The 22,016-nt window shown below is 53.1% G+C and carries 16 protein-coding genes and 1 tRNA gene; 10 read left to right on the top strand and 7 right to left on the bottom strand.

Annotation, left to right across the window (positions count from 1 at the left end; translation table 11 throughout):
• The first annotated feature begins 55 nt into the window (after positions 1 to 55).
• Positions 56 to 1,144 carry an acyltransferase family protein gene (locus ACPUC7_RS01855; RefSeq protein WP_494921554.1) on the top strand — a complete coding sequence of 363 codons (1,089 nt, stop codon included), beginning with the start codon at positions 56 to 58 and terminating at the stop codon, positions 1,142 to 1,144.
• Positions 1,145 to 1,611: 467 nt separating this feature from the next.
• On the top strand, positions 1,612 to 2,694 hold the full coding sequence (locus tag ACPUC7_RS01850; RefSeq protein WP_494921553.1) for an acyltransferase family protein: 1,083 nt from the start codon (positions 1,612 to 1,614) through the stop codon (positions 2,692 to 2,694).
• A 31-nt stretch (positions 2,695 to 2,725) separates the two neighbouring features.
• On the opposite strand, the gene putA is transcribed toward ACPUC7_RS01850, so the two are convergent.
• On the bottom strand, positions 2,726 to 6,670 hold the full coding sequence (putA, locus tag ACPUC7_RS01845) for a trifunctional transcriptional regulator/proline dehydrogenase/L-glutamate gamma-semialdehyde dehydrogenase (RefSeq protein WP_494921552.1): 3,945 nt from the start codon (positions 6,668 to 6,670) through the stop codon (positions 2,726 to 2,728).
• 390 nt (positions 6,671 to 7,060) lie between these two features.
• Between putA and putP the strand changes: the two genes are divergently transcribed.
• The 6 genes from putP to phoH all read left to right on the top strand — a co-directional run bounded on the left by putP (position 7,061) and on the right by phoH (position 13,428).
• Complete coding sequence (gene putP, locus ACPUC7_RS01840) at positions 7,061 to 8,545, top strand: sodium/proline symporter PutP (protein ID WP_343554300.1); 1,485 nt, start codon at positions 7,061 to 7,063, stop codon at positions 8,543 to 8,545.
• A 231-nt stretch (positions 8,546 to 8,776) separates the two neighbouring features.
• Positions 8,777 to 9,610, top strand: coding sequence for an iron uptake transporter permease EfeU (gene efeU / locus ACPUC7_RS01835; protein WP_343554301.1), 834 nt, complete (start codon positions 8,777 to 8,779; stop codon positions 9,608 to 9,610).
• A gap of 52 nt (positions 9,611 to 9,662) precedes the next feature.
• Positions 9,663 to 10,781: an iron uptake system protein EfeO gene (gene efeO, locus ACPUC7_RS01830; RefSeq protein WP_494921551.1), complete on the top strand. Its 1,119-nt coding sequence runs from the start codon at positions 9,663 to 9,665 to the stop codon at positions 10,779 to 10,781.
• Between the two features lie 2 nt (positions 10,782 to 10,783).
• Entirely contained in the window at positions 10,784 to 12,064 is a 1,281-nt protein-coding gene (gene efeB, locus ACPUC7_RS01825) for an iron uptake transporter deferrochelatase/peroxidase subunit (protein WP_494921550.1), read from the top strand.
• A gap of 298 nt (positions 12,065 to 12,362) precedes the next feature.
• Positions 12,363 to 12,575, top strand: a complete 213-nt coding sequence (locus ACPUC7_RS01820; protein ID WP_343554304.1) for a hypothetical protein — start codon at positions 12,363 to 12,365, stop codon at positions 12,573 to 12,575.
• 64 nt (positions 12,576 to 12,639) lie between these two features.
• A complete protein-coding gene (phoH, locus tag ACPUC7_RS01815) occupies positions 12,640 to 13,428 on the top strand; it encodes a phosphate starvation-inducible protein PhoH (protein WP_343554305.1) in 789 nt (262 codons plus the stop codon).
• Positions 13,429 to 13,484: 56 nt separating this feature from the next.
• Here the strand turns inward: phoH and ACPUC7_RS01810 are convergent, their stop codons facing one another.
• Entirely contained in the window at positions 13,485 to 14,735 is a 1,251-nt protein-coding gene (locus tag ACPUC7_RS01810; RefSeq protein WP_494921549.1) for a NupC/NupG family nucleoside CNT transporter, read from the bottom strand.
• A 111-nt stretch (positions 14,736 to 14,846) separates the two neighbouring features.
• Positions 14,847 to 15,779: a ribosylpyrimidine nucleosidase gene (rihB, locus tag ACPUC7_RS01805; protein WP_494921548.1), complete on the bottom strand. Its 933-nt coding sequence runs from the start codon at positions 15,777 to 15,779 to the stop codon at positions 14,847 to 14,849.
• Between the two features lie 133 nt (positions 15,780 to 15,912).
• Between rihB and yeiL the strand changes: the two genes are divergently transcribed.
• A complete protein-coding gene (yeiL, locus tag ACPUC7_RS01800; RefSeq protein ID WP_494921547.1) occupies positions 15,913 to 16,602 on the top strand; it encodes a transcriptional regulator YeiL in 690 nt (229 codons plus the stop codon).
• 47 nt (positions 16,603 to 16,649) lie between these two features.
• Here yeiL and ACPUC7_RS01795 read toward each other — a convergent pair.
• Positions 16,650 to 16,737, bottom strand: a tRNA-Ser gene (locus tag ACPUC7_RS01795).
• A gap of 244 nt (positions 16,738 to 16,981) precedes the next feature.
• Here ACPUC7_RS01795 and phoA point away from each other — a divergent pair.
• Positions 16,982 to 18,388, top strand: a complete 1,407-nt coding sequence (phoA, locus tag ACPUC7_RS01790; protein WP_494921546.1) for an alkaline phosphatase — start codon at positions 16,982 to 16,984, stop codon at positions 18,386 to 18,388.
• 64 nt (positions 18,389 to 18,452) lie between these two features.
• On the opposite strand, the gene gap is transcribed toward phoA, so the two are convergent.
• The 3 genes from gap to ACPUC7_RS01775 form a co-directional block, all read right to left on the bottom strand.
• On the bottom strand, positions 18,453 to 19,463 hold the full coding sequence (gene gap / locus ACPUC7_RS01785; RefSeq protein ID WP_494921545.1) for a type I glyceraldehyde-3-phosphate dehydrogenase: 1,011 nt from the start codon (positions 19,461 to 19,463) through the stop codon (positions 18,453 to 18,455).
• Between the two features lie 78 nt (positions 19,464 to 19,541).
• Positions 19,542 to 20,522, bottom strand: a complete 981-nt coding sequence (locus ACPUC7_RS01780) for a GlxA family transcriptional regulator (protein WP_494921544.1) — start codon at positions 20,520 to 20,522, stop codon at positions 19,542 to 19,544.
• 162 nt (positions 20,523 to 20,684) lie between these two features.
• Positions 20,685 to 21,920 (bottom strand): acyl-CoA dehydrogenase family protein, encoded by a 1,236-nt coding sequence (locus tag ACPUC7_RS01775; RefSeq protein ID WP_494921543.1) that lies wholly within the window; start codon positions 21,918 to 21,920, stop codon positions 20,685 to 20,687.
• Positions 21,921 to 22,016: the final 96 nt, after the last annotated feature.

Genomic DNA, 22,016 nt, shown 5'->3' with positions numbered 1-22,016 from the left:
TCTTTGTAAATATAAATAATTCTTTACAAATTCATGGCGCAATTAGGACAAAGCAATGACGACTGCCAGGAAAGAGGTCCTCTGGATCAACACGCTAAAAGGGGGCTGCATTTTGATGGTGGTATTGCACCACTCCATCATCACCACGTTCGCCCCTTCGCTGCATCATCTCACCGCCGGTTTACTGCCTGCACACTGGTGGGTGGCGTTCAATACCTACTTATCGCCGCTGCGTATGCCCGCTTTCTTCTTCGTATCGGGGTTGCTGGCCGCCAGTTCGATCACCAAAAAAAGCTGGCAAGAGGTGTTCACCAAGAAGTTCAGTAACATCGCCTATCTCTATTTGCTGTGGGGCGTAATTCAGTGGATCAGCATTCACACCATTTCAACGCATCTCGGGGAGCGGCTCTCCAGCACCAAAAATGCTGCCTATGCCGATACGCCATTTGAGTTCATCAAACTGCTGATGACTTCAATGACCAGCCTTTGGTATCTCTACGCATTAGCCGGTTTCTTCCTGTTCACGAAACTGTTCCATCGCCAAAAGCTGGCGTTGATGGCGCTGGGAATCGTTGCCACTTACGCGGCGCAGTTCAGCCTGATTCCCGGCTGGGGCCCGGCGAGCGTGGCGCAGAATTATCTCTACTTCCTGATTGGCGTGTTCTTCAGCCAGGCGCTGATTGAGGTAAGTGAATTGAAGCGCCAGCATTGGTTGCTGCTCGGCGCGATTGCCCTGATTGGCATCCTGCACCACGTTGGCGGCATCTATAAAAATCCGTTTTACAGCTTGCTGACCATCGTGTTTGGCATCGTGCTGTGTCGCTTTCTTAACGAACGTTTCAACATGGCGTGGCTTAACTGGATTGGCCGCAATACGCTGCAAATCTACGTGCTGCACCGCATCTTTATTGAGCTGCTGGGATTGAGCGCCATCGCGCTGGCGCTGCATTACGGCTGGTTTGGCCATGCGGCCTTCAGTTGGGCGTGGGCGTTGCTGATGCCGATCACCGGCGTCGCGCTCTGTACCAGCATTTCACTGCTGGTGTGGACTATGCTGAATCGCGGGCCAGGCAGAATGCTGTTCCTCTATCCGCGCCTGCTGCGTAAATCTTCAGCCGAAAACAAACCGGCTCCGTTGCAATAATTTCTTTGGGCCAGTGCGCTGGCCCAAAATATATTTTTTGCCAGGTCACCATAAATGGCGACCCTACGACATGAATAAAGATAATATTTCCGCTTTAACACATCCCAAAAAATCCCGCTTATCCATATGCCACATTTAAATTTGTTATTAATATTTTTATAATATTTCCTGGTATAAGAAAGGGGTGATTTTTCTTAATTTCCCACCGTGATGACTTTCACACTTAATTTAGTTAAGTCGCTTTTAGTGACTCTAATTAAGGCAAATTTCCTTAGCCTGCTCAGTAGTCTATTATTGTCTGGATCTGTAAAGTATTGTTATATCAGGACCAGAAAAAAACATTTAGGACTTTCGCTACATCATGCCCGCTAGGCTTGTTGAATAATTGTTTAACTATTACAAATGCGTCAACGCTTATTTCCTCACACTTCTCCTTTATGACCTACACAGCAGCGGGAGTTAATCATATGAATAACGCCAGGAAAGAAGATATTGCATGGGTCAACACCCTTAAGGGCGCCTGCATATTGCTGGTGGTGTTGTATCACACCGTATTACCCGGTTTTGAAGGCACGGTAAAATTGCTCACCGCCGGTTGGATCCCGGCCGAAATATGGGTGCAATTTAATACCGTATTATCGCCGCTGCGTATGCCAGCATTTTTCTTTGTTTCAGGTTTGCTGGCCACTAACGGAATTTTGAATCGTCCGTGGAAGCAGGTGTTTACCAGTCGTATCACCAATCTGTTCTATCTGTATATTTTGTGGGGCTTTATTCAGTGGTGGTCGATTGTTGGCATCTCCACCGAAATCACCGGGCAGCGTATTTCGCAAAACCTTAATGCGGCGTATGCCGGTTCGTTGGTTGAGTTCCTCAAGCTGACTTTCCTGGCGATGAGCACCTCATGGTATTTGTACGGTTTAGCGCTCTATTTCCTGTGTGCGAAAATCTTCAAGCAGCAGAAAGTGGCGCTGCTGGTGGTGGCGATTGTGCTGAATTATCTGGCGGTGGAGAAAATTATCCCGTATTGGGGACCGCAAAGCGTGGCGCAATACTTCCTTTTCTTCCTGCTGGGCGCATTCTGGAGTCCGATGATGCTGCGCATGAGCGAGTTGCGTCGCGATAACATTGTGCCGTGGGCCATCCTGGCGGCGATCTCCGGACTGCACGTGATCTTCGGTCTCGATAAAAGCCTGTTCTTGTGCATCCTCGCCGTGTTGTTCAGCGTGGCGGCGTGTCGCTGGCTGAACGAGCATTTCAAGATGAGCTATCTGAACTGGGTAGGGCGTAACACGCTGCAAATCTACGTAATTCACCGCATCTTTATTGAGTTCTTTGGCATGTCGGCGATTCTGTTCGCGCAGCGTCATCATCTGTTCGAACACGCGTGGTTCTCGATGCTGTGGGCTTGTTTCTATCCGTTGGCGATTGTCGGGATTTGTTCGCTGTGTTCGGTGGCGGTGTGGTCGGTGACCAACCGAGGATTGGGGCAGTCGTTGTTTGTGTTCCCAACGCTGATTGGCTTGAAACGCAATAAATCGGCGGCGTAAAAAAAAGCGGCCCGTTTGGGCCGCTATTGTCTTACCCTATCGTCATCAAACTGGCATTACCGCCCGCAGCGGCGGTATTGACGCTTAATGAGCGCTCAATCAACAAACGCTCCAGCAGCAGATTGGTTTCACCGCGCGCAAAGCCTTGCACCGAAACAATCGCGCCATCGCGTGCCGCCACCCGTTCGCACAGGCTGCGCAGTTGATCGGCATCACCGTGATAAATCACCGCATCAAACTCGGCTGCCAGCGCATCTTTCACCAGCTTGATGTGCGCTTGCACCTCAGCCGGTAATGCAGCACGCAGCGTACGGTGCAACTCATCATCTTGCCAAATCGCCTGGCTGCCGACGCTGGTGACCGCCGCCAGCTGAGTTAGCGCATCTTGCTGGTTATCCGCGATGCACAGCACATGCTCGCGTGGCAGCAGCGTGAAGGTGTTGCGTTCACCGGTTGGACCCGGCAACAGACGCACCGTACCCGCTTGTGCCAGTTCGTCATAACGTTGGCACAACGCCAGCAGCTCCGGTTTATCCTGCGCCCATTGCTGCAACGCCTGATGCGCGCGCATCAATTCTGCTCGCACCGTGCTATCAACCGGGCGTTCAGCATCCTGGCGATCAAAGGTAATGCGCAGCGCGCCATCTGGACGGTTCGCCAACAGACGATACAGATACAGCGGACCACCGGCTTTCGGACCGGTGCCCGACAAGCCTTCGCCGCCGAACGGTTGCACGCCAACCACTGCCCCGACCATGTTGCGGTTAACGTACAGGTTGCCGACTTTCGCAGAAGCCGTGACCTGCGCGATGGTTTCATCAATACGCGTGTGCACGCCGAGCGTCAGGCCGTAACCCGACGCGTTAATCTGCTCGACCAACTGCGGCAACTGGTTACGCGAGAAACGCACCACGTGCAGCACTGGGCCAAACACTTCTTTATCCAGATCGCTGACCTGATCCAGCTCAATCAGCGTGGGCTTGATAAAGGTGCCGCTGTTCCACTCTTTGCTGTCTTGTGGATTCTCTTGCGCCGCCTGATAAACGTTGAAGCCTTTATTGCGCAACGCCTGAATGTGACGCTCAATATTGGCTTTGGCTTCGGCATCAATCACCGGGCCAATGTCGGTCGAGAGACGTTCTGGATTACCCATGCGGCACTCCGCCATCGCGCCTCGCAGCATTTTCAGTGTGTGGTCGGCAACATCATCCTGCACGCACAGCAAACGCAGCGCGGAGCAACGTTGACCGGCGCTATCAAACGCTGATGCCACGATATCCACCACCACTTGCTCGGTCAGCGCGGAGGAGTCGACGATCATCGCGTTCATGCCGCCGGTTTCCGCGATCAGCGGCGTCGGGCGGCCTTGCGGATCAAGACGACCGGCCAAGTTGCGTTGCAGCAGGGTAGCGACGGCGGTTGAACCGGTGAACATCACGCCACGCACGCGCTCATCACCGGTCAGCTGCGCGCCGACGGTTTCACCTTGTCCCGGCAGCAATTGCAGCACGCCTGCCGGTACACCCGCATCCAGCATGATCTGTACCGCCTGCGCGGCGATCAGTGGAGTTTGTTCCGCCGGTTTGGCTAATACGCTGTTACCGGCTGCTAATGCGGCGGCAATTTGTCCGCTAAAGATCGCTAGCGGGAAGTTCCACGGGCTGATACACACCACCGGGCCAAGCGGGCGATGGGTTTCGTTGTCGAAATCGTCGCGCACCATGCCGGCGTAGTAATAGAGGAAATCTACCGCTTCACGCACTTCGGCGATGGCGTTGTTGTAGGTTTTACCCGCTTCACGCACCAGCAGGCCGATCAGCTGCTGCATCTGGCCTTCCATCGCTTCAGCAGCGCGTTCCAGAATCGCGGCACGCTCTTGCGGCGGCGTGGCGAACCAGATTGGACCGGCATTCACCGCCGCATCCAGCGCGTCTGAAACTTCTGCTTCAGTGGCATCACGAACGCTACCGACGACATCCGCAGGCGCGGCAGGATTGAGTACAGGACGGCTAACGCCTGCGCCCAATTCACCTTCCACCAACGGTTGCGCGCTCCACGGCTGCGTGGCGCTGTTCAGCAGGGCGCTAGAGAGCGACGCCAGGCGATGTTCGTTGGCCATATCCAAACCGGCCGAGTTGGCACGTTTGGCTCCGTACAGATCGCGCGGCAACGGAATTTTTGGATGGGGCAAACCTACCGCGCCTTCCGCTGCGCCCATTTTCTCAACGGCAGCCACCGGATCGGCCACCAACTCATCGAGCGGCAAACTGTTATCGGCGATGCGGTTAACGAATGAGGTATTCGCACCGTTTTCCAGCAGGCGACGTACCAAATAAGCCAGCAAGGTTTCGTGGGTACCGACCGGCGCATAAATGCGGCACGGACGATTGAGTTTGCCCTCCGCCACTTTACCTACCACTTGTTCGTACAGCGGTTCACCCATGCCGTGCAGGCACTGGAATTCATACTGGCCAGGATAATAGTTGTTGCCCGCCAGCTGATAGATCGCCGCCAGCGTGTGGGCATTGTGGGTGGCGAACTGCGGATAAATCAGGTTCGGCACCGCCAGCAATTTGCGCGCGCAGGCCAGATAGGAAATATCGGTGTAGACCTTGCGGGTATACACTGGATAGCCTTCGAGGCCATCAATCTGTGCACGCTTGATTTCGCTATCCCAATACGCGCCTTTCACCAGACGAATCATCAGGCGGCGGCGGCTGCGTTGCGCCAGGTCGATCAGCGAATCAATCACAAACGGGCAGCGTTTTTGATAAGCCTGAATCACGAAACCAATGCCGTTCCAGCCTTCCAGCTCCGGTTCGAAGCACAGCTTTTCCAGCAGATCGAGCGACAGCTCAAGGCGATCGGCTTCTTCCGCATCGATGTTGATGCCGATGTCGTAGGAGCGCGCCAGCAGCGTCAGCGATTTGAGGATCGGATAGAGTTCGTCCATCACGCGTTCGTACTGCGCGCGGCTGTATCGCGGATGCAGCGCCGACAGCTTAATCGAGATGCCCGGACCTTCATAAATGCCGCGACCGTTCGAAGCTTTGCCGATGGCATGAATCGCCTGCTGATACGACACCAGATAAGCTTTGGCATCGCTGGCGGTCAGTGCCGCTTCACCAAGCATATCGTAGGAGTAGCGGAAGCCTTTCTCTTCCAGCTTGCGCGCATTCGCCAGCGCCTCGGCGATGGTCTCACCGGTGACAAACTGTTCGCCCATCAAACGCATCGCCATATCCACACCTTTGCGGATCAGCGGTTCGCCGCTCTTGCCGATGATGCGATTCAGTGAACGCGACAGGTTGGCTTCGTTGTGGGTGGAGACCAGACGACCGGTGAACAGCAAGCCCCAAGTGGCGGCGTTGACGAACATCGACGGGCTACGGCCTAAATGCGATTGCCAATTACCGTTGCTGATTTTGTCGCGGATCAGCGCATCGCGCGTGGGTTTATCCGGAATACGCAACAGCGCTTCGGCCAGACACATCAGTGCCACGCCTTCCTGCGAGGAGAGTGAGAACTCTTGCAGCAGACTTTGCACCATGCCAGCGCGGCCGGTTGCCCCTTTTTGGTGACGCAGCTTGTCGGCGAGGCTGTAAGCCAATTGATGGGTTTTTTCTGCCAGCGGAGCCGGTAAACGCGCTTGCTCCAGCAGCATCGGCACGGCGTCAGTCTCAGGACGACGCCACGCGGCGGTGATCGCTGAACGGCTCACCGACTGCGGTAAAATGTGTTCGGCGAAGTCGAGGAAAGGCTGCAATGCCTCATCTGGCACGCCTTCATCACCGATCGCATCAATCAGCTGTTGCGGGAATTCAGGTACCGCTTCACCGGCTTCCAATTGCTCCAGATAGTTAAAAATCGCCTGCTTAATTAGCCAATGGGATGTGCGGTCAATTTTCTGTGCCGCCAGTTTAATGCGATCGCGGGTGGCTTCATCCAGCTTCACCCCCATGGTGGTGGTTCCCATGATTTCCTCGTCCTCAAAAAAGTGATTCAACTCCAGCGTGGGCAGCAATATCACCTATGTTGCAACTTTGTGCAACCCATGTTGCAAGGCGGTCACCATGAATGGCGACCCTACAAACCAAGGATTTGCCGTAGGGTCGCCATTTATGGTGACCACATGGTAAACGCGGGTGCAACCGAAGTGTGATCCGGTGCAACCTATGGGCAGAAAAAAAGCTGCATTGGTATCACCAATGTGACAGCTGTGTTAAATGCATTGTGCGCGCCGCACCTTTGCGGCAGGATACCGCGCCTTAAGGGAAATCGCTTTCTCTGGATGCGGTAAATAGGGCGGTCACGTTCCGACGGCCCGCGATTTCTCTTAACGGATCAAATAATAAGTGGAGAGAGTATGAGTATAAGTACACCGATGTTGGTGACCTTTGTGGTTTATATCCTTGGGATGGTGTTAATCGGTTTTATTGCCTACCGTTCAACCAAAAGTTTTGATGACTACATTCTTGGTGGCCGCAGTTTAGGCAGCGTCGTCACCGCGTTATCTGCGGGCGCATCTGACATGAGCGGTTGGCTGTTGATGGGCTTGCCGGGTGCGATTTTTCTTTCCGGCATTTCTGAAAGCTGGATCGCTATCGGCCTAACGCTCGGCGCATGGCTGAACTGGAAAATCGTTGCTGGACGTTTGCGCGTGCAAACTGAGCATCACGATAACGCCTTAACCCTGCCGGACTTCTTCTCCAGCCGTTTCGAGGATCACAGCAAGCTGTTACGCGTCATTTCGGCGGTGGTCATTCTGATCTTCTTTACTATCTACTGCGCTTCTGGCGTGGTCGCCGGTGCGCGTCTGTTTGAAAGCACCTTCGGCATGGATTACCAAACGGCGCTGTGGGCCGGTGCCGCCGCCACCATTCTCTACACGCTGGTGGGCGGATTCCTTGCGGTGAGCTGGACCGATACCGTGCAAGCCAGCCTGATGATCTTCGCGCTGATTCTGACGCCAATTATCGTGATTGTGGCGGTTGGCGGACTCGATGATTCGCTGGCAGTGATCGAAGCGAAAAGTCTCGAAAACCTCGACATGCTGAAAGGACTGAACTTTGTGGCGGTGATTTCGCTGCTCGGTTGGGGCTTGGGGTATTTCGGTCAGCCACATATTCTGGCGCGCTTTATGGCGGCGGATTCGCATCACACCATTCGTACCGCACGTCGTATCGGTATGATCTGGATGATTCTGTGCCTCGCGGGTGCGGTAGCGGTGGGCTTCTTTGGTATCGCTTACTTCCAAAACCACCCGGAACACGCTGCCAACGTCAGCCAAAACGGTGAACGTGTGTTTATCGAACTGGCGCGTATTCTGTTCAACCCGTGGATCGCCGGTATTCTGCTTTCAGCCATTCTGGCGGCGGTGATGTCAACTCTGAGCTGCCAGTTGTTGGTGTGTTCCAGCGCCTTGACCGAAGATCTCTACAAAGGCTTGCTGCGTAAAAACGCCAGCCAGAAAGAGCTGGTGTGGGTAGGGCGCTTCATGGTGTTAGTGATTGCGCTGATCGCCATTGCGCTGGCAGCAAACCCAGAAAACCGCGTGCTAGGCTTGGTAAGCTATGCGTGGGCCGGTTTTGGTGCGGCGTTTGGTCCGGTAGTGCTGTTCGGCGTGTGCTGGAAGCGTATGACGCGCAACGGCGCGCTGGCCGGTATGGTGATTGGTGCAGCAACCGTGCTGCTGTGGAAATCCTACGGCTACACCGAGCTGTATGAAATCATTCCTGGCTTCGCCTTTGCCAGCATCGCGATTGTGGTGTTCAGCCTGTTGGGTCGCGCGCCATCTGAAGCCGCGCAACAGCGCTTTGCGGCGGCAGAAGCCGAATATCACACGAAGTAACCTTGTAAGGTCGCCATTTATGGTGACCTAACTGGTTCATTCCCAAGGTGCGCAAGGATGCGCACCCTACCACGTCAAATCTCGCCCAAAACTCCGCTCCCATTCCGCAAAAACCAAATTAATTTCCTGGCGCGACTTGTATTTTTTCTCCCCGTAATGATAATCAGTATCGTTCGCAGTTTACGTTTTTTTACCTAGGATTTACCCTCCTTAACAATCAAGAGGTTGGTGATGTTCGTACCGTTTCTCATCATGCTGCGTGAAGGCCTGGAAGCAGCACTCATCGTCAGCCTGATCGCTAGCTATCTCAAACGCACCCAGCGCACCCAATGGTTCCCGGCGATGTGGGCAGGCGTATTTATTGCTGCCGCACTCTGCCTGGCATTGGGCATCTTCATCAATGAAACCACCGGCGAGTTCCCGCAGAAGCAGCAGGAATTATTCGAAGGCATTGTCGCGGTGATCGCCGTGGTGATTCTCACCTCCATGGTGTTCTGGATGCGCAAGGTGTCGCGCAATATCAAAGCCACATTGGAAAAATCGGTGGATCAGGCGCTGCAAAAGCAGGGCGGCAGCGGCTTCCCATTGGTACTGATGGTGTTTCTGGCGGTCGCGCGTGAAGGGCTGGAATCGGTGTTCTTCCTGCTCGCCGCATTCACGCAGGACGTCGGCTATGCACCGCCCATTGGTGCCGTACTCGGCCTCGCCACCTCGGTGGTGCTCGGCATGCTGCTTTACTACGGCGGCATTCGCCTTAACCTGGCAAACTTCTTCCGCTGGACCAGCTTGTTCATCTTGTTTGTTGCCGCCGGATTGGCTGCTGGCGCCATTCGCGCCTTCCACGAAGCCGGATTGTGGAATCACTTCCAGGATGTGGCGTTCGACATGAGCAATACGCTTTCGACGCATTCGGTGTTCGGCACGCTGCTGGAAGGGATTTTGGGTTATCAGGAAACGCCAAGCGTCAGCGAAGTCACGGTTTGGTTGATCTACCTGATTCCCGCACTGCTGTTGTTCTTCTTCCCGGCTCGCCCGCAGATCAACGCGGCACGCACCACGCGCTAATTTAATCAGGCGCGATTGCGCGCCTGTTCTTCCATGTAACAGGGATATCACTATGACGATTCGCTTCCGCCGTAAGGCGCTGTTGGTTTCAATGCTGGCGCTTTCTGGTGCCGCTTCTGCTGCTGCCATCCCACAAGTCACGGTGACCGTGACCGACAAACAGTGTGAGCCGATGTCGCTGAATGTGCAGGCCGGCAAAACCCAATTCATCATCAAAAACAACAGCCAGAAAGCGCTGGAGTGGGAGATTTTGAAAGGGGTGATGGTGGTGGAAGAGCGTGAGAACATCGCGCCGGGCTTCAGCCAGAAACTGACCGCCAACCTCGAAGCGGGCGAATATGACATGACCTGCGGCCTGCTCAGCAATCCGAAAGGTAAGCTGGTGGTGAGCGGTGATGCGAAGAAAGCCGCGACCGGTAAACCCGATGTGCTGGAACTGGTTGGCCCAATTGCCGACTACAAAGTCTACGTAATGAATGAAGTGAAAGAGCTGGTGGCGGGCACCAAGGCCTTTACCGATGCGGTGAAAGCGGGGGATGTCGAGAAAGCGAAAGCGCTGTACGCACCCACGCGCGTGCATTACGAGCGTATCGAACCGATTGCTGAGCTGTTCTCCGATTTAGATAGCAGCATTGATGCGCGTGAAGATGACTTCGAGAAGAAAAACGAAGATCCGAAATTCACCGGTTTCCATCGTCTGGAAAAAATTCTCTTCGCGGATAACACCACCAAAGGGGCGGAAGATTTTGCCACCAAGCTGAATCAGGACGTGCTGGATCTGCAAACCCGCATCAGTGAACTGGCGTTCCCGCCGGTGAAAGTGGTCGGCGGCGCGGCTGGCCTGATCGAAGAAGTGGCATCCAGCAAAATCTCCGGCGAAGAAGACCGTTACAGTCGTACCGATCTTTCTGACTTCCAGGCCAACATTGATGGCGCCCAGAAAATCGTTGATCTGCTGCGTCCGCTGCTGCAAAAAGGCAATCCGCAATTGCTGGCGAAAGTGGATGCCAACTTCAAGAAAGTGGACAGCATTCTCAGCAAATACCGTACCAAAGACGGCTTTGAGTCGTATGAAAAACTCACCACCGCCGATCGTAATGCGCTGAAAGGCCCAATTACCACGCTGGCGGAAGATCTCTCCCTGTTGCGTGGAACCTTAGGTCTCGATTGATCATGAGTGATAAAAATGACGCGGCGCAACCGTCGCGTCGTCGTTTATTGCAGGGATTAGGCATGTTGGGCGGTGCGGCCGCCCTCGGCGGTGGCTGCCCGTTTCACACGGCTTCCGCTGCTGATAGCTTCTCTCCCGGCACGGTTGCACCCAATTCGCGCCAGCAGGCGCAACCTTTTTACGGCCCGCATCAAGCCGGTATCGTCACGCCGCAACAGGCGTCGATGATGCTGATTGCTTTTGATGTTCTCGCCAGTGACAAGGCCGATCTTGAACGTCTGTTCCGGTTGCTCACCCAGCGGTTTGCCTTTCTGACCAAAGGCGGCGCGGCGCCAGCAGTAACCAATCCGCAGTTGCCGCCGATGGATTCGGGCATTCTCGGTGCGGATATCTCACCTGACAATCTCACCATGACCTTGTCGGTGGGCACCGCGTTGTTTGATGAACGCTTTGGATTAAGTGCGCATAAACCGGCGCAACTGCAAACCATGACGCGATTCCCCAACGATTCGCTGGATGCGGAACAGTGCCACGGCGATCTGCTGCTGCAAATCTGCGCCAACACGCAAGATACGGTGATCCATGCGCTGCGTGACATTATCAAACACACGCCAGATTTGCTGGCGGTGCGTTGGCGACGCGACGGCTTTATTGCCGATCACGCAGCACGCAGCAACGGCAAAGAGACGCCAATCAATCTGCTCGGTTTCAAAGATGGCACCGCCAATCCCGATACTCATAACGCCGCATTGATGGATCAACTATTGTGGGTGACGCATGAGCAACAGGAACCCGCGTGGACGCACGGCGGCAGTTATCAGGCGGTGCGTATCATTCGTTTCCACGTGGAGATGTGGGACCGCACGCCGCTTGGAGAACAGCAAACCATTTTTGGTCGTGAGAAGTTATCTGGCGCGCCGCTCGGCATGCAAAACGAACACGATGTGCCGGATTACCGTAAAGATCCGGATGGCGATTTGATTGCGCTGGATGCGCATATTCGGCTCGCCAATCCACGCACGCCAGAAACCGACAGCAGTTTGATGCTGCGTCGTGGTTACAGCTATTCCAGCGGTATTACCGGCGCCGGTCAGTTGGACATGGGTTTATTGTTTGTTTGCTATCAGCATGATTTAGCCAAAGGCTTTCTTACCGTGCAGCAACGTCTGAATGGCGAAGCGCTGGAAGAATATATTCGCCCGATTGGTGGCGGATACTTTTTTGCGTTGCCAGGCGTCGCGGATGAAAACCATTATCTCGGCCAACCTTTACTGCAAGCCTGATTAATAAATGCACAGTGCCTGCTTAGCGTATCGTTAGGCAGGCGTTTTTTGTTAAGCATTCCTTAAACTTTCCGCTGGGCGCAGGCGATCGCGAATGTTCCTAAAAAGTTCGCCGACCGGCTAATTAACTATCTCATTGATAAATAAAGTTAGTTTAATTTAAGCTCGCTGGCGCAATGCTTCGCTTATCTTTTTTTCTTTACGTGGAAGTAAAATTACTGTTGCAAACCACCGCAAATATGATGCACTTTATTCATAAGCGTTGTCAGTTGTGTGGCTAAGCCACTGGAGTTCGCGCATGACCCGTCTCTCTTTGGGACAGTTAAATAGCTTCACCACACGCAGTACACTGCGGGGGATTTCTTCCCCTCAACGCAACCTCTCTGGAATTAAAACTTCGTTCTCGTTCAATCTCATTCTCTTTACCGGTGCGCTATTGCGTTTCGGCGCGATGACGCACCATTCTCACTGGCTCAAAAACGGCTTACAAGGAAGCCAAATAAACCTCTAAAGCGTTCAAGTCATCGCCGCGGGTGATCCGCCGCGATAAATGAAACCAACTGTAAGGTGCCACTATGGGAAGACAGAAAGCAGTGATCAAAGCACGTCGTGAAGCAAGACGCGTTATTCGTAGCGACTCTCGCAGTCACCGTCAGCGTGAAGAAGAATCGGTCACTTCGCTGGTGCAAATGGGTGGGTTGGATTCGATTGGGATGGCACGCGATGCGCGTGACCGCGGTCCGATTGAGGCCAGAAATGAAGCTCAGGCACACTATCTCAACGCCATAGAAACGAAACAGCTGATTTTCGCTACCGGTGAGGCCGGCTGCGGAAAAACCTGGATTAGCGCAGCCAAAGCGGCTGAGGCCCTGATCAATAAGGATATCGAAAGGATTATTGTGACGCGCCCGGTTTTGCAGGCGGATGAAGATCTCGGTTTCCTGCCAGGAGACATCTCCGAGAAATTCGCCCCGTATTTCCGACCGGTTTACGACGTTCTGGTTAAACGTCTCGGCGCTTCCTTTATGCAATACTGCCTGCGGCCTGAAATTGCCAAGGTAGAGATCGCGCCCTTCGCCTACATGCGTGGACGTACCTTTGAAAATGCTGTGGTGATCCTTGATGAGGCACAAAACGTCACCGCGGCACAGATGAAGATGTTCCTGACGCGTTTGGGTGAGAATGTGACCGTGATTGTTAACGGCGATATCACCCAGTGTGACTTACCGTCGCACGCCAAGTCTGGTCTGGCCGATGCGCTCGCGCGCTTCGAAGAGGATGAGATGATTGGCGTGGTGCGCTTCGGTAAAGAGGATTGCGTCCGCTCAGCGCTGTGTCAACGCACGCTGCACGCTTACAGTTAACCGTTTGATTGAGAATGTAGCTAAGCAAAACCCGGTGCAAGCCGGGTTTTTTATTTTTAAGCAATAGCGATAAACAAGCCCGCAATGGTGGCACTCATCAGATTAGAGAGGGTTGCCGCTGCCAGCGCCCGCATACCGAGTTGAGCAATTTCAGAGGTCCGTTGTGGCGCGATGGCAGAAAATGCACCCACGACCACGCCAATCGAACCAAAGTTGGCAAAACCACACAACGCGAACGAAATAATCGCCACGGTTTTGCTATCTAAACTGCCGGGCGTTTGCAAATAAGGGGAAAAATTCAGATACGCCACAAACTCGTTAATCGCGAGTTTTTGCCCTATCAGGCTGCCTGCTAGCGTAGCATCATGCCAATCGACACCCATCACCCATGCGAGTGGAGCCAGTGCATAGCCAAAAATCACTTGCAAGCTCGCATCACCAAAACCAAACAGACTGCCGATACCGCCCATCACTCCATTGATCAAGGCAATGATGGCGACAAATGCCATTACAACAGTGCCGACCCCTGCGGCAATTTTTAGCCCGGTCATCGCCCCAGATGCTGCGGCTTCAATAATGCTTTTGGGCGGCGTTTCGCTAAAGGAGAGATTATCAAAAACAATCTGCGTCTCCTCGGTTGCAGGGCTGAGAATACGGGCAAATAGAATTCCGCCTGGGATCGCCATCAACGAGGCTGCCAACAAATAATCAATCGGTACGCCCAACCCGGCATAGCCAATCATTGTCGAGCCAGCAATGGACGCCATCCCGCTACAAATCGCAGTAAATAACTCATTGCGATTGAGCCGATGAATAAATGGCTTAACGATGGCGGGGATTTCATTCTGACCCAGAAAAATAGTGGTGACGGCAACAAATGACTCAATCTTGCTAATGCCCAGTGCTTTTTGGAAAAGGGTGCCAAGAACACCAATCAGCAACTTCATAATCCCGATGTAATACAGCAAGCTGACTAATGCCGTGATGAAAATAATGGCGGGTAAGACATGAAAAGCAAAAACAAATCCGGCTCCGTTAAAGATTCTGTCCATATCAGGCCCGGCTAATGCACCAAAGATAAATGCGCTTCCTGCATCACTGTAGTTCATTATTTTATGGATGCCTAAAGCGACTTTTTCTGCCAGCCATTTTCCTGGCGGCAAGTAGAGTATTGCTCCACCAATAATCGTTTGTAGCAACAGTGCGGCGCTCACCGTTCTCAAACTTATATTTCGTTTATTTACAGATAATATAAAAGCAATTGTCAGTAATACCACCATACCTAAAAAACTTCTCATTATATCCATAATGATCTTCTCGTTATATTACGTTTTGGTATGCCTGATAGCGATGCAGGCATGCATTAAAGCTTTCGCTCTGCTGCATGCCCGGTAAATAGAGAGAGTTTATGAGAAAGATTATTTGTACATGTGTACACACTCTTCGACTAAATCCCAGAACCAATCGGTATCGATGGTGATGCCGACTTTTGCATTGGCGGGTTTGCCTAATACACCTAATTCATCGCAAACCGTTCGGCCATAGCAGGGTCCTGAATTTACATCAATCTCAACATACATATCCTGGGTTTTAATGCCTTCAGGATTGATTAGATATCCAATGCAGGTCGCATCATGCACTGGTCCTCCGGCTAAGCCATAATTTTCAAACTGGGTTTTGAGCGTAAAATTCATAATGTCACTGAAAAGTTGTCCGGCTGGGCCGCCGGCTTTTTCCATGCGGGCAATAACGTCTTTGGTACATACGGTCTGATTGGTTAAATCAAGTCCCATCATGACCAAAGGTGCGCCTGAGCTAAACACCACGCGGGCTGCTTCAGGATCGGCATAGATATTAAATTCGGCTGAAGGTGTGAAGTTTCCCGTGCCATAGGCGCCGCCCATCAGGACGATCTCCTTTATTTTCGGGATGATTGCTGGTTGCATGCGCATGGCGACGGCAATATTGGTTAATGGAGCGGTAGGCACCAGCGTGATATCTCCCTCGCTGGCCATCAACGTATCAATAATGTATTGAATCGCGTGAGTGCTCTCGGCTTGACGGGTTAATGGCCCAAAGACCGGGCCATCGAGTCCGGTTTCGCCATGAATATTGTCGGCGACGATCTGCTGGCGCATGATTGGCAACGGCATACCCGCATAGATGGGAACATCAATGTCTAAATGCTGACAGACATTCAAACCGTTCACTACGGTTTTTTCTAACGTTTGATTACCCGCGACAATGGTTATTCCGAGTAAATTAATTGCCGGATGTTTAGCTGCCATCATAATTGCAATAGCATCATCATGACCCGGATCACAATCCAGAATAATTTTTCTTTGTGCCATTTCTCACTTCCTCTTTCAGGGGGCGAATCAGATTTGTTTTTTAAAAGTGTGATGACAGTGCTACGTCGACGCTTTAACCCTAACAGCGAAAATCGTAAGTTAAATATGAGAAATCTCATGCTGGGAAACGATTATGAAAGAAATCCACAATGAAATTCTTAAGCATAACTTAATAGAAAAGTCGGGTTATTCGGCAAAATTTTCTATGGATGTGATGCAAGAGACGCGATTATTTCACGTCATTGCGGGTGATTACATTGTGAAAGAGGGCGAGCCACCGACATATTTATTTTATTTGGCGCGGGGGCGGGCGAAACTTTATGCGACATTGGCAAACGGCAAAGTATCGTTGATTGATTTTTTTGGCGCAAACTGTTTTATTGGTGAACTCGAATTGATTGATAAAGATCATCAATCACGTGCGGTTCAGGCAATTGAAGAGTGCTGGTGTTTGGCCTTGCCGGTGAAATTACTCCGCGCACAACTATTAAATGATGCACTGTTTTTACGTCATATTTGCATCAGCTTAACCCATAAGAATTATCGAAACATTGTCTCTTTAATTCGAAACCAATCCTTCTCCTTGGTAAACCGCTTGGCGGCGTTTATTTTATTGACACAAAACAACAATGTATACCATGAAAAGCATACGCAGGTTGCGGAATATATGGGTGTGTCCTATCGCCACCTTTTATATGTGATTGCACAACTCACTCAGGAAGGATTGTTAGTAAAAGGGAAGTCTGGTTATGTTATCAACAATAAAAAAGCACTGATGGATTTGGCGCGTGAGATGGAACCCGAGAGCGTTAACCCGGTTTAACGGGCAAAAAAAAGCCTGAACTTTCGTTCAGGCTCTTCTTTAGAATGTGGCGGTGAGAGGGGGATTCGAACCCCCGATACGTTGCCGTATACACACTTTCCAGGCGTGCTCCTTCAGCCACTCGGACACCTCACCACATTTTTTTGCCAACCGCGCTGGGTCAACGGGGCGCTACTATAGGGAGATCGCTGAAAAGGGTCAAGTGCTATTTTCTCCTTTTGATCTATTCGCTTAAGCTCTGAGCGCATTGCCTTTCGCCTGCTCACAATGGTTATTCTGTCATCAAATTATTCGCCGACTGTCACAAAAACGTCACCGCACTGTCGCAGACTTGTCCACGGAAACATTTGGTTATATCTATGGATAAGGATGCTTATAAATGAAACACATACCTCTTTTTACGGTTACGCTCCTGGCTTCACTGATCGCGACATCAGCAGGTGCGGAAGATGCACAATATTCTCGCGCCGCTAGCGGCGATATCACTGAACATGGCGGCGCACGCCGTTTGACCGGCGACCAAACCGCAGCCCTGAAAGCTTCATTAATCAACACCACGGCCAAGAACGTGATTCTGCTGATTGGCGATGGCATGGGTGATTCGGAAATCACTGCGGCGCGTAATCAGGCGCGTGGAGCGGGCGGCTTCTTCCCCGGCCTCGATGCGTTGCCACTGACCGGCCAATACACTCACTATTCGCTCGACAAGAAAACCCACAAACCTAACTACGTGACGGATTCCGCTGCGTCGGCGACCGCGTGGGCTACCGGCACCAAATCGTATAATGGGGCGATTGGTGTGGATGTGAACGGCAAAGATCAAACCACGATTCTCGAACTGGCGAAAGCGGCAGGCAAAGCCACCGGTAACGTCTCCACTGCCGAGTTGCAAGATGCCACGCCAGCGGCATTAGTCGCGCACGTCACTTCTCGTAAATGTTATGGCCCAGAGAAAACCAGCGAATTGTGTCCGGGCAATGCGCTGGAGCAGGGCGGTAAAGGCTCGATTAGCGAACAGCTGCTGAAAACCCGCGCGGACGTCACCTTGGGCGGCGGCGCGAAATCCTTTGGTGAAACCGCCAAAGCCGGCGAATATCAGGGCAAAACCTTGCGCGAGCAAGCACAGGCGCTGGGTTATCAGTGGGTTGATAATCTTGATGGCATGAACGCTATTAAAACCGCCGATCAAACTAAGCCGGTGCTTGGTCTGTTTGCCGACGGCAATATGCCGGTGCGCTGGCTGGGGCCGAAAGCCAGTTATCACGGCAACATTGATAAGCCGGTTGTCACGTGCGAAGCGAATAAAGATCGCCCGGCTTCGGTGCCAACGCTGGCGCAGATGACCAAAAAAGCCATCAATCTGCTGAGCAGCAATGACAAAGGTTTCTTCTTGCAGGTAGAAGGCGCGTCGATTGATAAGCAGGATCACGCGGCTAATCCGTGCGGCCAGATTGGCGAAACGGTTGATCTGGATGAAGCGGTGCAGGAAGCGCTGGCGTTTGCGCGTGAGCATGGCGACACCTTAGTGGTCGTCACTGCTGACCACGCGCATAGCAGCCAGATCATTGAGAATGGCACTAAAGCGCCCGGTTTGACTCAGGCGGTGAACACCAAAGATGGTGCGGTGATGACCATCAGTTACGGCAATTCAGAAGAGGATTCGCAAGGCCACACCGGCACGCAGGTGCGTATCGCAGCGTATGGCCCGCATGCGGCGAATGTGGTGGGATTGACCGATCAGACCGATCTGTTCTTCACGCTGAAGGATGCGATGGGGCTGAAATAAAAAGCGGTCACCCTAAATGGCGACCCTACAAACAAAGAGCGCATATCCATGCGCTCTTTCTATTTTACAAACCGCGTTTCGCCATCAGGCGCGCGAGATCAACCAGACGATTGGAGAAGCCCCACTCGTTGTCATACCAGGCGAGGATTTTTACCAGATTGCCGCCAATCACCAGCGTTGAAAGCCCATCAATAATTGATGAACGCGCATCGCCCTGATAATCGCTGGAAACCAGCGGTTCATCGCTGTAACCCAAAATGCCTTTCAATGGACCTTCCGCGGCCGCTGCTTTGAACGCGTCATTCACCTCTTCGGCGGTCACGTCACGTTTCAGCGTAACGGTTAAATCGACAATTGATACCACCGGAACCGGTACGCGCAGCGAATAGCCGGTCAAACGCCCATCCAGTTCTGGAATCACCCGGCCCAGCGCCTTCGCCGCGCCGCTAGAGTAAGGCACAATCGACAGTGCCGCTGCTCGCGCGCCGCGCAGATCTTTCTCAGGCTGATCGTGCAGTACCTGGCTGTTGGTATAAGCATGCGTGGTGTTCATCAAGCCGTGCTCGATACCAAAAGCCTGATGCAACACCGCCGCCGCTGGGGCTAATCCATTGGTAGTGCAACTGCCATTACTCACCACAAAGTGCTGCTGCGGATCGTAACGTTGATCGTTAACGCCCAGCACAATCGTCAGATCATCATTTTTACCCGGCGCGGAGATGATCACGCGTTTCGCGCCGCCTGAGGTGATATGCACCGCCGCTTTGTCGCGTTCGGTAAAGAAGCCGGTGGCTTCAATCACGATATCAACGCCAACATCGGCCCAGCGAATATTGGCCGGATCGCGCTCGCTAAACACACGCACCGCTTTGCCATCAATACGCAATTCGCCTTCTCCGGCTTCAACTTCTGCGGGTAATCGGCCGAGCAGCGAATCGTGTTTAAGTAAATGGGCGAGGGTTTTGCTGTCGGTGAGGTCGTTGATGGCAACGATTTCAATATCATCGCTACCGAGTGCTGCGCGGAACACGTTACGTCCGATACGGCCAAAGCCGTTAATGCCGATCTTAGTCATGGTTGACTCCTTATCCGAAGAGGTTGGAGTCACTCTAAGCCGATGATGGATTGGCGTAAACGCCAAAAAAGGATCACTTTACGCCAATTTTTTGCAGTGAAAGCGTTGGCGATATTCGCCTGGCGTGAGATGCAACTGGCGCTCAAAGCTGCGGCGCAAATTGATGCTGCTGCCAAAACCGGTCACTTGTGCGATGCGTTCCAGCGTGTCGTGGCTCTGCTCAAGACGTTCACGCGCGGCGGCTAAACGTGCTTCCGCCACATAGCGCGCAGGCGGCACGCCGGTTTGGCGCGTGAACACGCGGGTGAAATTGCGTGGGCTCATCGCCACGCGGTCGGCCAGTTTTTCCACGGCCAAATCGTCGGCGAGATTTTCACGGATCCAGCTTTGTAATTCACTTATTGGCCCAGCATCACTCGTGGCTTGCAGCTGGAAACGACTGAACTGCATCTGACCGCCAGGACGACGCAAATACATCACCATATCCTGCGCAATATCGCGCGCCACGCTAAAGCCAAAATCTTCTTCAACCAGTGCCAACGTTAGGTCAAAACCGGAGCTGACGCCGCCGGAGGTCCAGATTGCACCGTCCTGAATGTATAACGGACCGCCTTCGACGCGGATGCGTGGATAACTTGATTGCAGGTTTTCGAGCAGCCGCCAATGCGTGGTGGCGCGACGACCATCCAGCAAACCCGCTTCGGCCAGCAACATCGCTGCGCCGCATACCGACACCACGCGTCGCGCTTGCGGAGCGGCCAGCTTGATGAAATCGATCACCATGTTGCCTTCTTCCATGCTGTCGCCGCGTCCGGTAATCATGATGGTGTCCCACGCAGCGCGCGGATCAAGTTCCGCCAGCTTAAAATCGGCTAACAGATTGAGGCCGGATTGGCCGTGGATTACCTGATGCGATTGGGTGGTGGCGAGGCTGACGCGATAGCGTTGTTGATCGATGCCAACCGGCAAGTGCAGATTGGCACGCATCAGGATATCGGCGATGCCCGCCGCTTCGAACAGCATGCCGCCGTCGGGCACAATGATTAAAATGGTTTTCATGGCGTGATAAAGACATTTTGACGAAATAAGCCAGAGTGTCTCATGGCGTCAATATCATGCACAATCCGTAGCGGTGCGATTTATCGCGTTCAGTTGCTTTTAAAAGGTCAACACAACGCAATAAATTGCGCCGCTACGGGATAGTGCGGCCATCCATATCGTTTACACAGAGGATTTATCTGCCACACCAATGCGCCACTGTTCTGGCGGCAATGTGCCATTAACCGCGAAATCACCGACGATGCGATCTTTATAAATACGCGGATTGTGTGAAGAAAGGGTGCGAACATTGCGCCAGAAGCGGTCCAGCGCCAGTGGTTTCAGCGTGGCCGACGCGCCCAGCGCATCAAACAGCGTCGAACTGGCATTGAGCAATAGGTCGCTCACCACATTCAGCGCTTGCGACACTTCCAGCTCGGCGATCGCCACCGCATCATCTTCTAACGCTTTATCGCCACTAAAATGGGCATCATATGCGCGCTGAACTGCACTGGAAGCGTGCAGCACAATCGCACCGCTGCTATAAGCCGCGCCGCGTAAACGTCCGACCACCTGCAAAATCTGCGCATCCTGCGCGGCTCGCGGTGCGTTGCCGTTGCTGTAGGTGCGCGTGCGTGATGCGACCTGTTGCGCCACTTCACCGCTTTGTGCGCGGCCAATGCCGGCCAGCGTCGCCAGGTGAATCAACTGATAGAACGCCGGTGAATAGCGGAAATGCACCTCTTCATTGAGATCATCGGCGGCGATGGCAACGTTGTCGAAAATGGCGGTGCCACTCGCGGTAAGGGTTTGACCGAAGCCATTCCAGTCATCCAATACCGTCACGCCCGCCGCGCTGCGAGCCACCGTCACGGAGATGCCTTTGCCATTTTCGTCCGTGATGCCAATGTCAATCCAATTGGAATAGAGCGAACCGGTGGTGTAAAACTTGCGACCGTTAAGCCGCCAATTGTCGCCCTGACGCTCAATGCGCGTGGAGAATTCGGACTGGCGTGCATCGCCGGTTTCGCTCCACGCAGGTCCAACGATTTCGCCGCGTCCAAGGCGCGTCAGCCACTTATCACGGAACGGGCTGCTACCGCTGTTCAAGACGTTTTCCACGAAGCCTAAATGTCCGCGAATCGATTGCACTAGATTGGAATCCGCCTCGCCGAGTTCAATCAGCAGCGCAAACAGCTCAGGCAGCGTCGCGCCCAGACCGCCCGCGCTCTCCGGCACGCGCAACGCGGTGAAGCCGCTATGCTTCAACCATTCAATCTGCTCCAGCGGTAACTGACGCTGTAACTCACGGTCAATCGCGCCCGCGCGTATTTTTCTGAATACTGGACGGAACCGCTCCGCCAACTGTTCATAACGGGATGTCGGGCCAGCTCCCCAACCTGATTCGATTTGCGACATAACGCTGCTCTCCTGCACAGTAATTGCTCAATACTATGTCATCGTCAGCGGGCGCGAATTAATGCTTTTTCTGCGTAAGCTATTTCGGTCAATGAC

Source organism: Pantoea sp. CFCC18179, from assembly GCF_059412405.1.
Note: the sequence above shows the minus strand (reverse complement) of the source record. Positions and strands in the feature narration are given on the sequence as shown.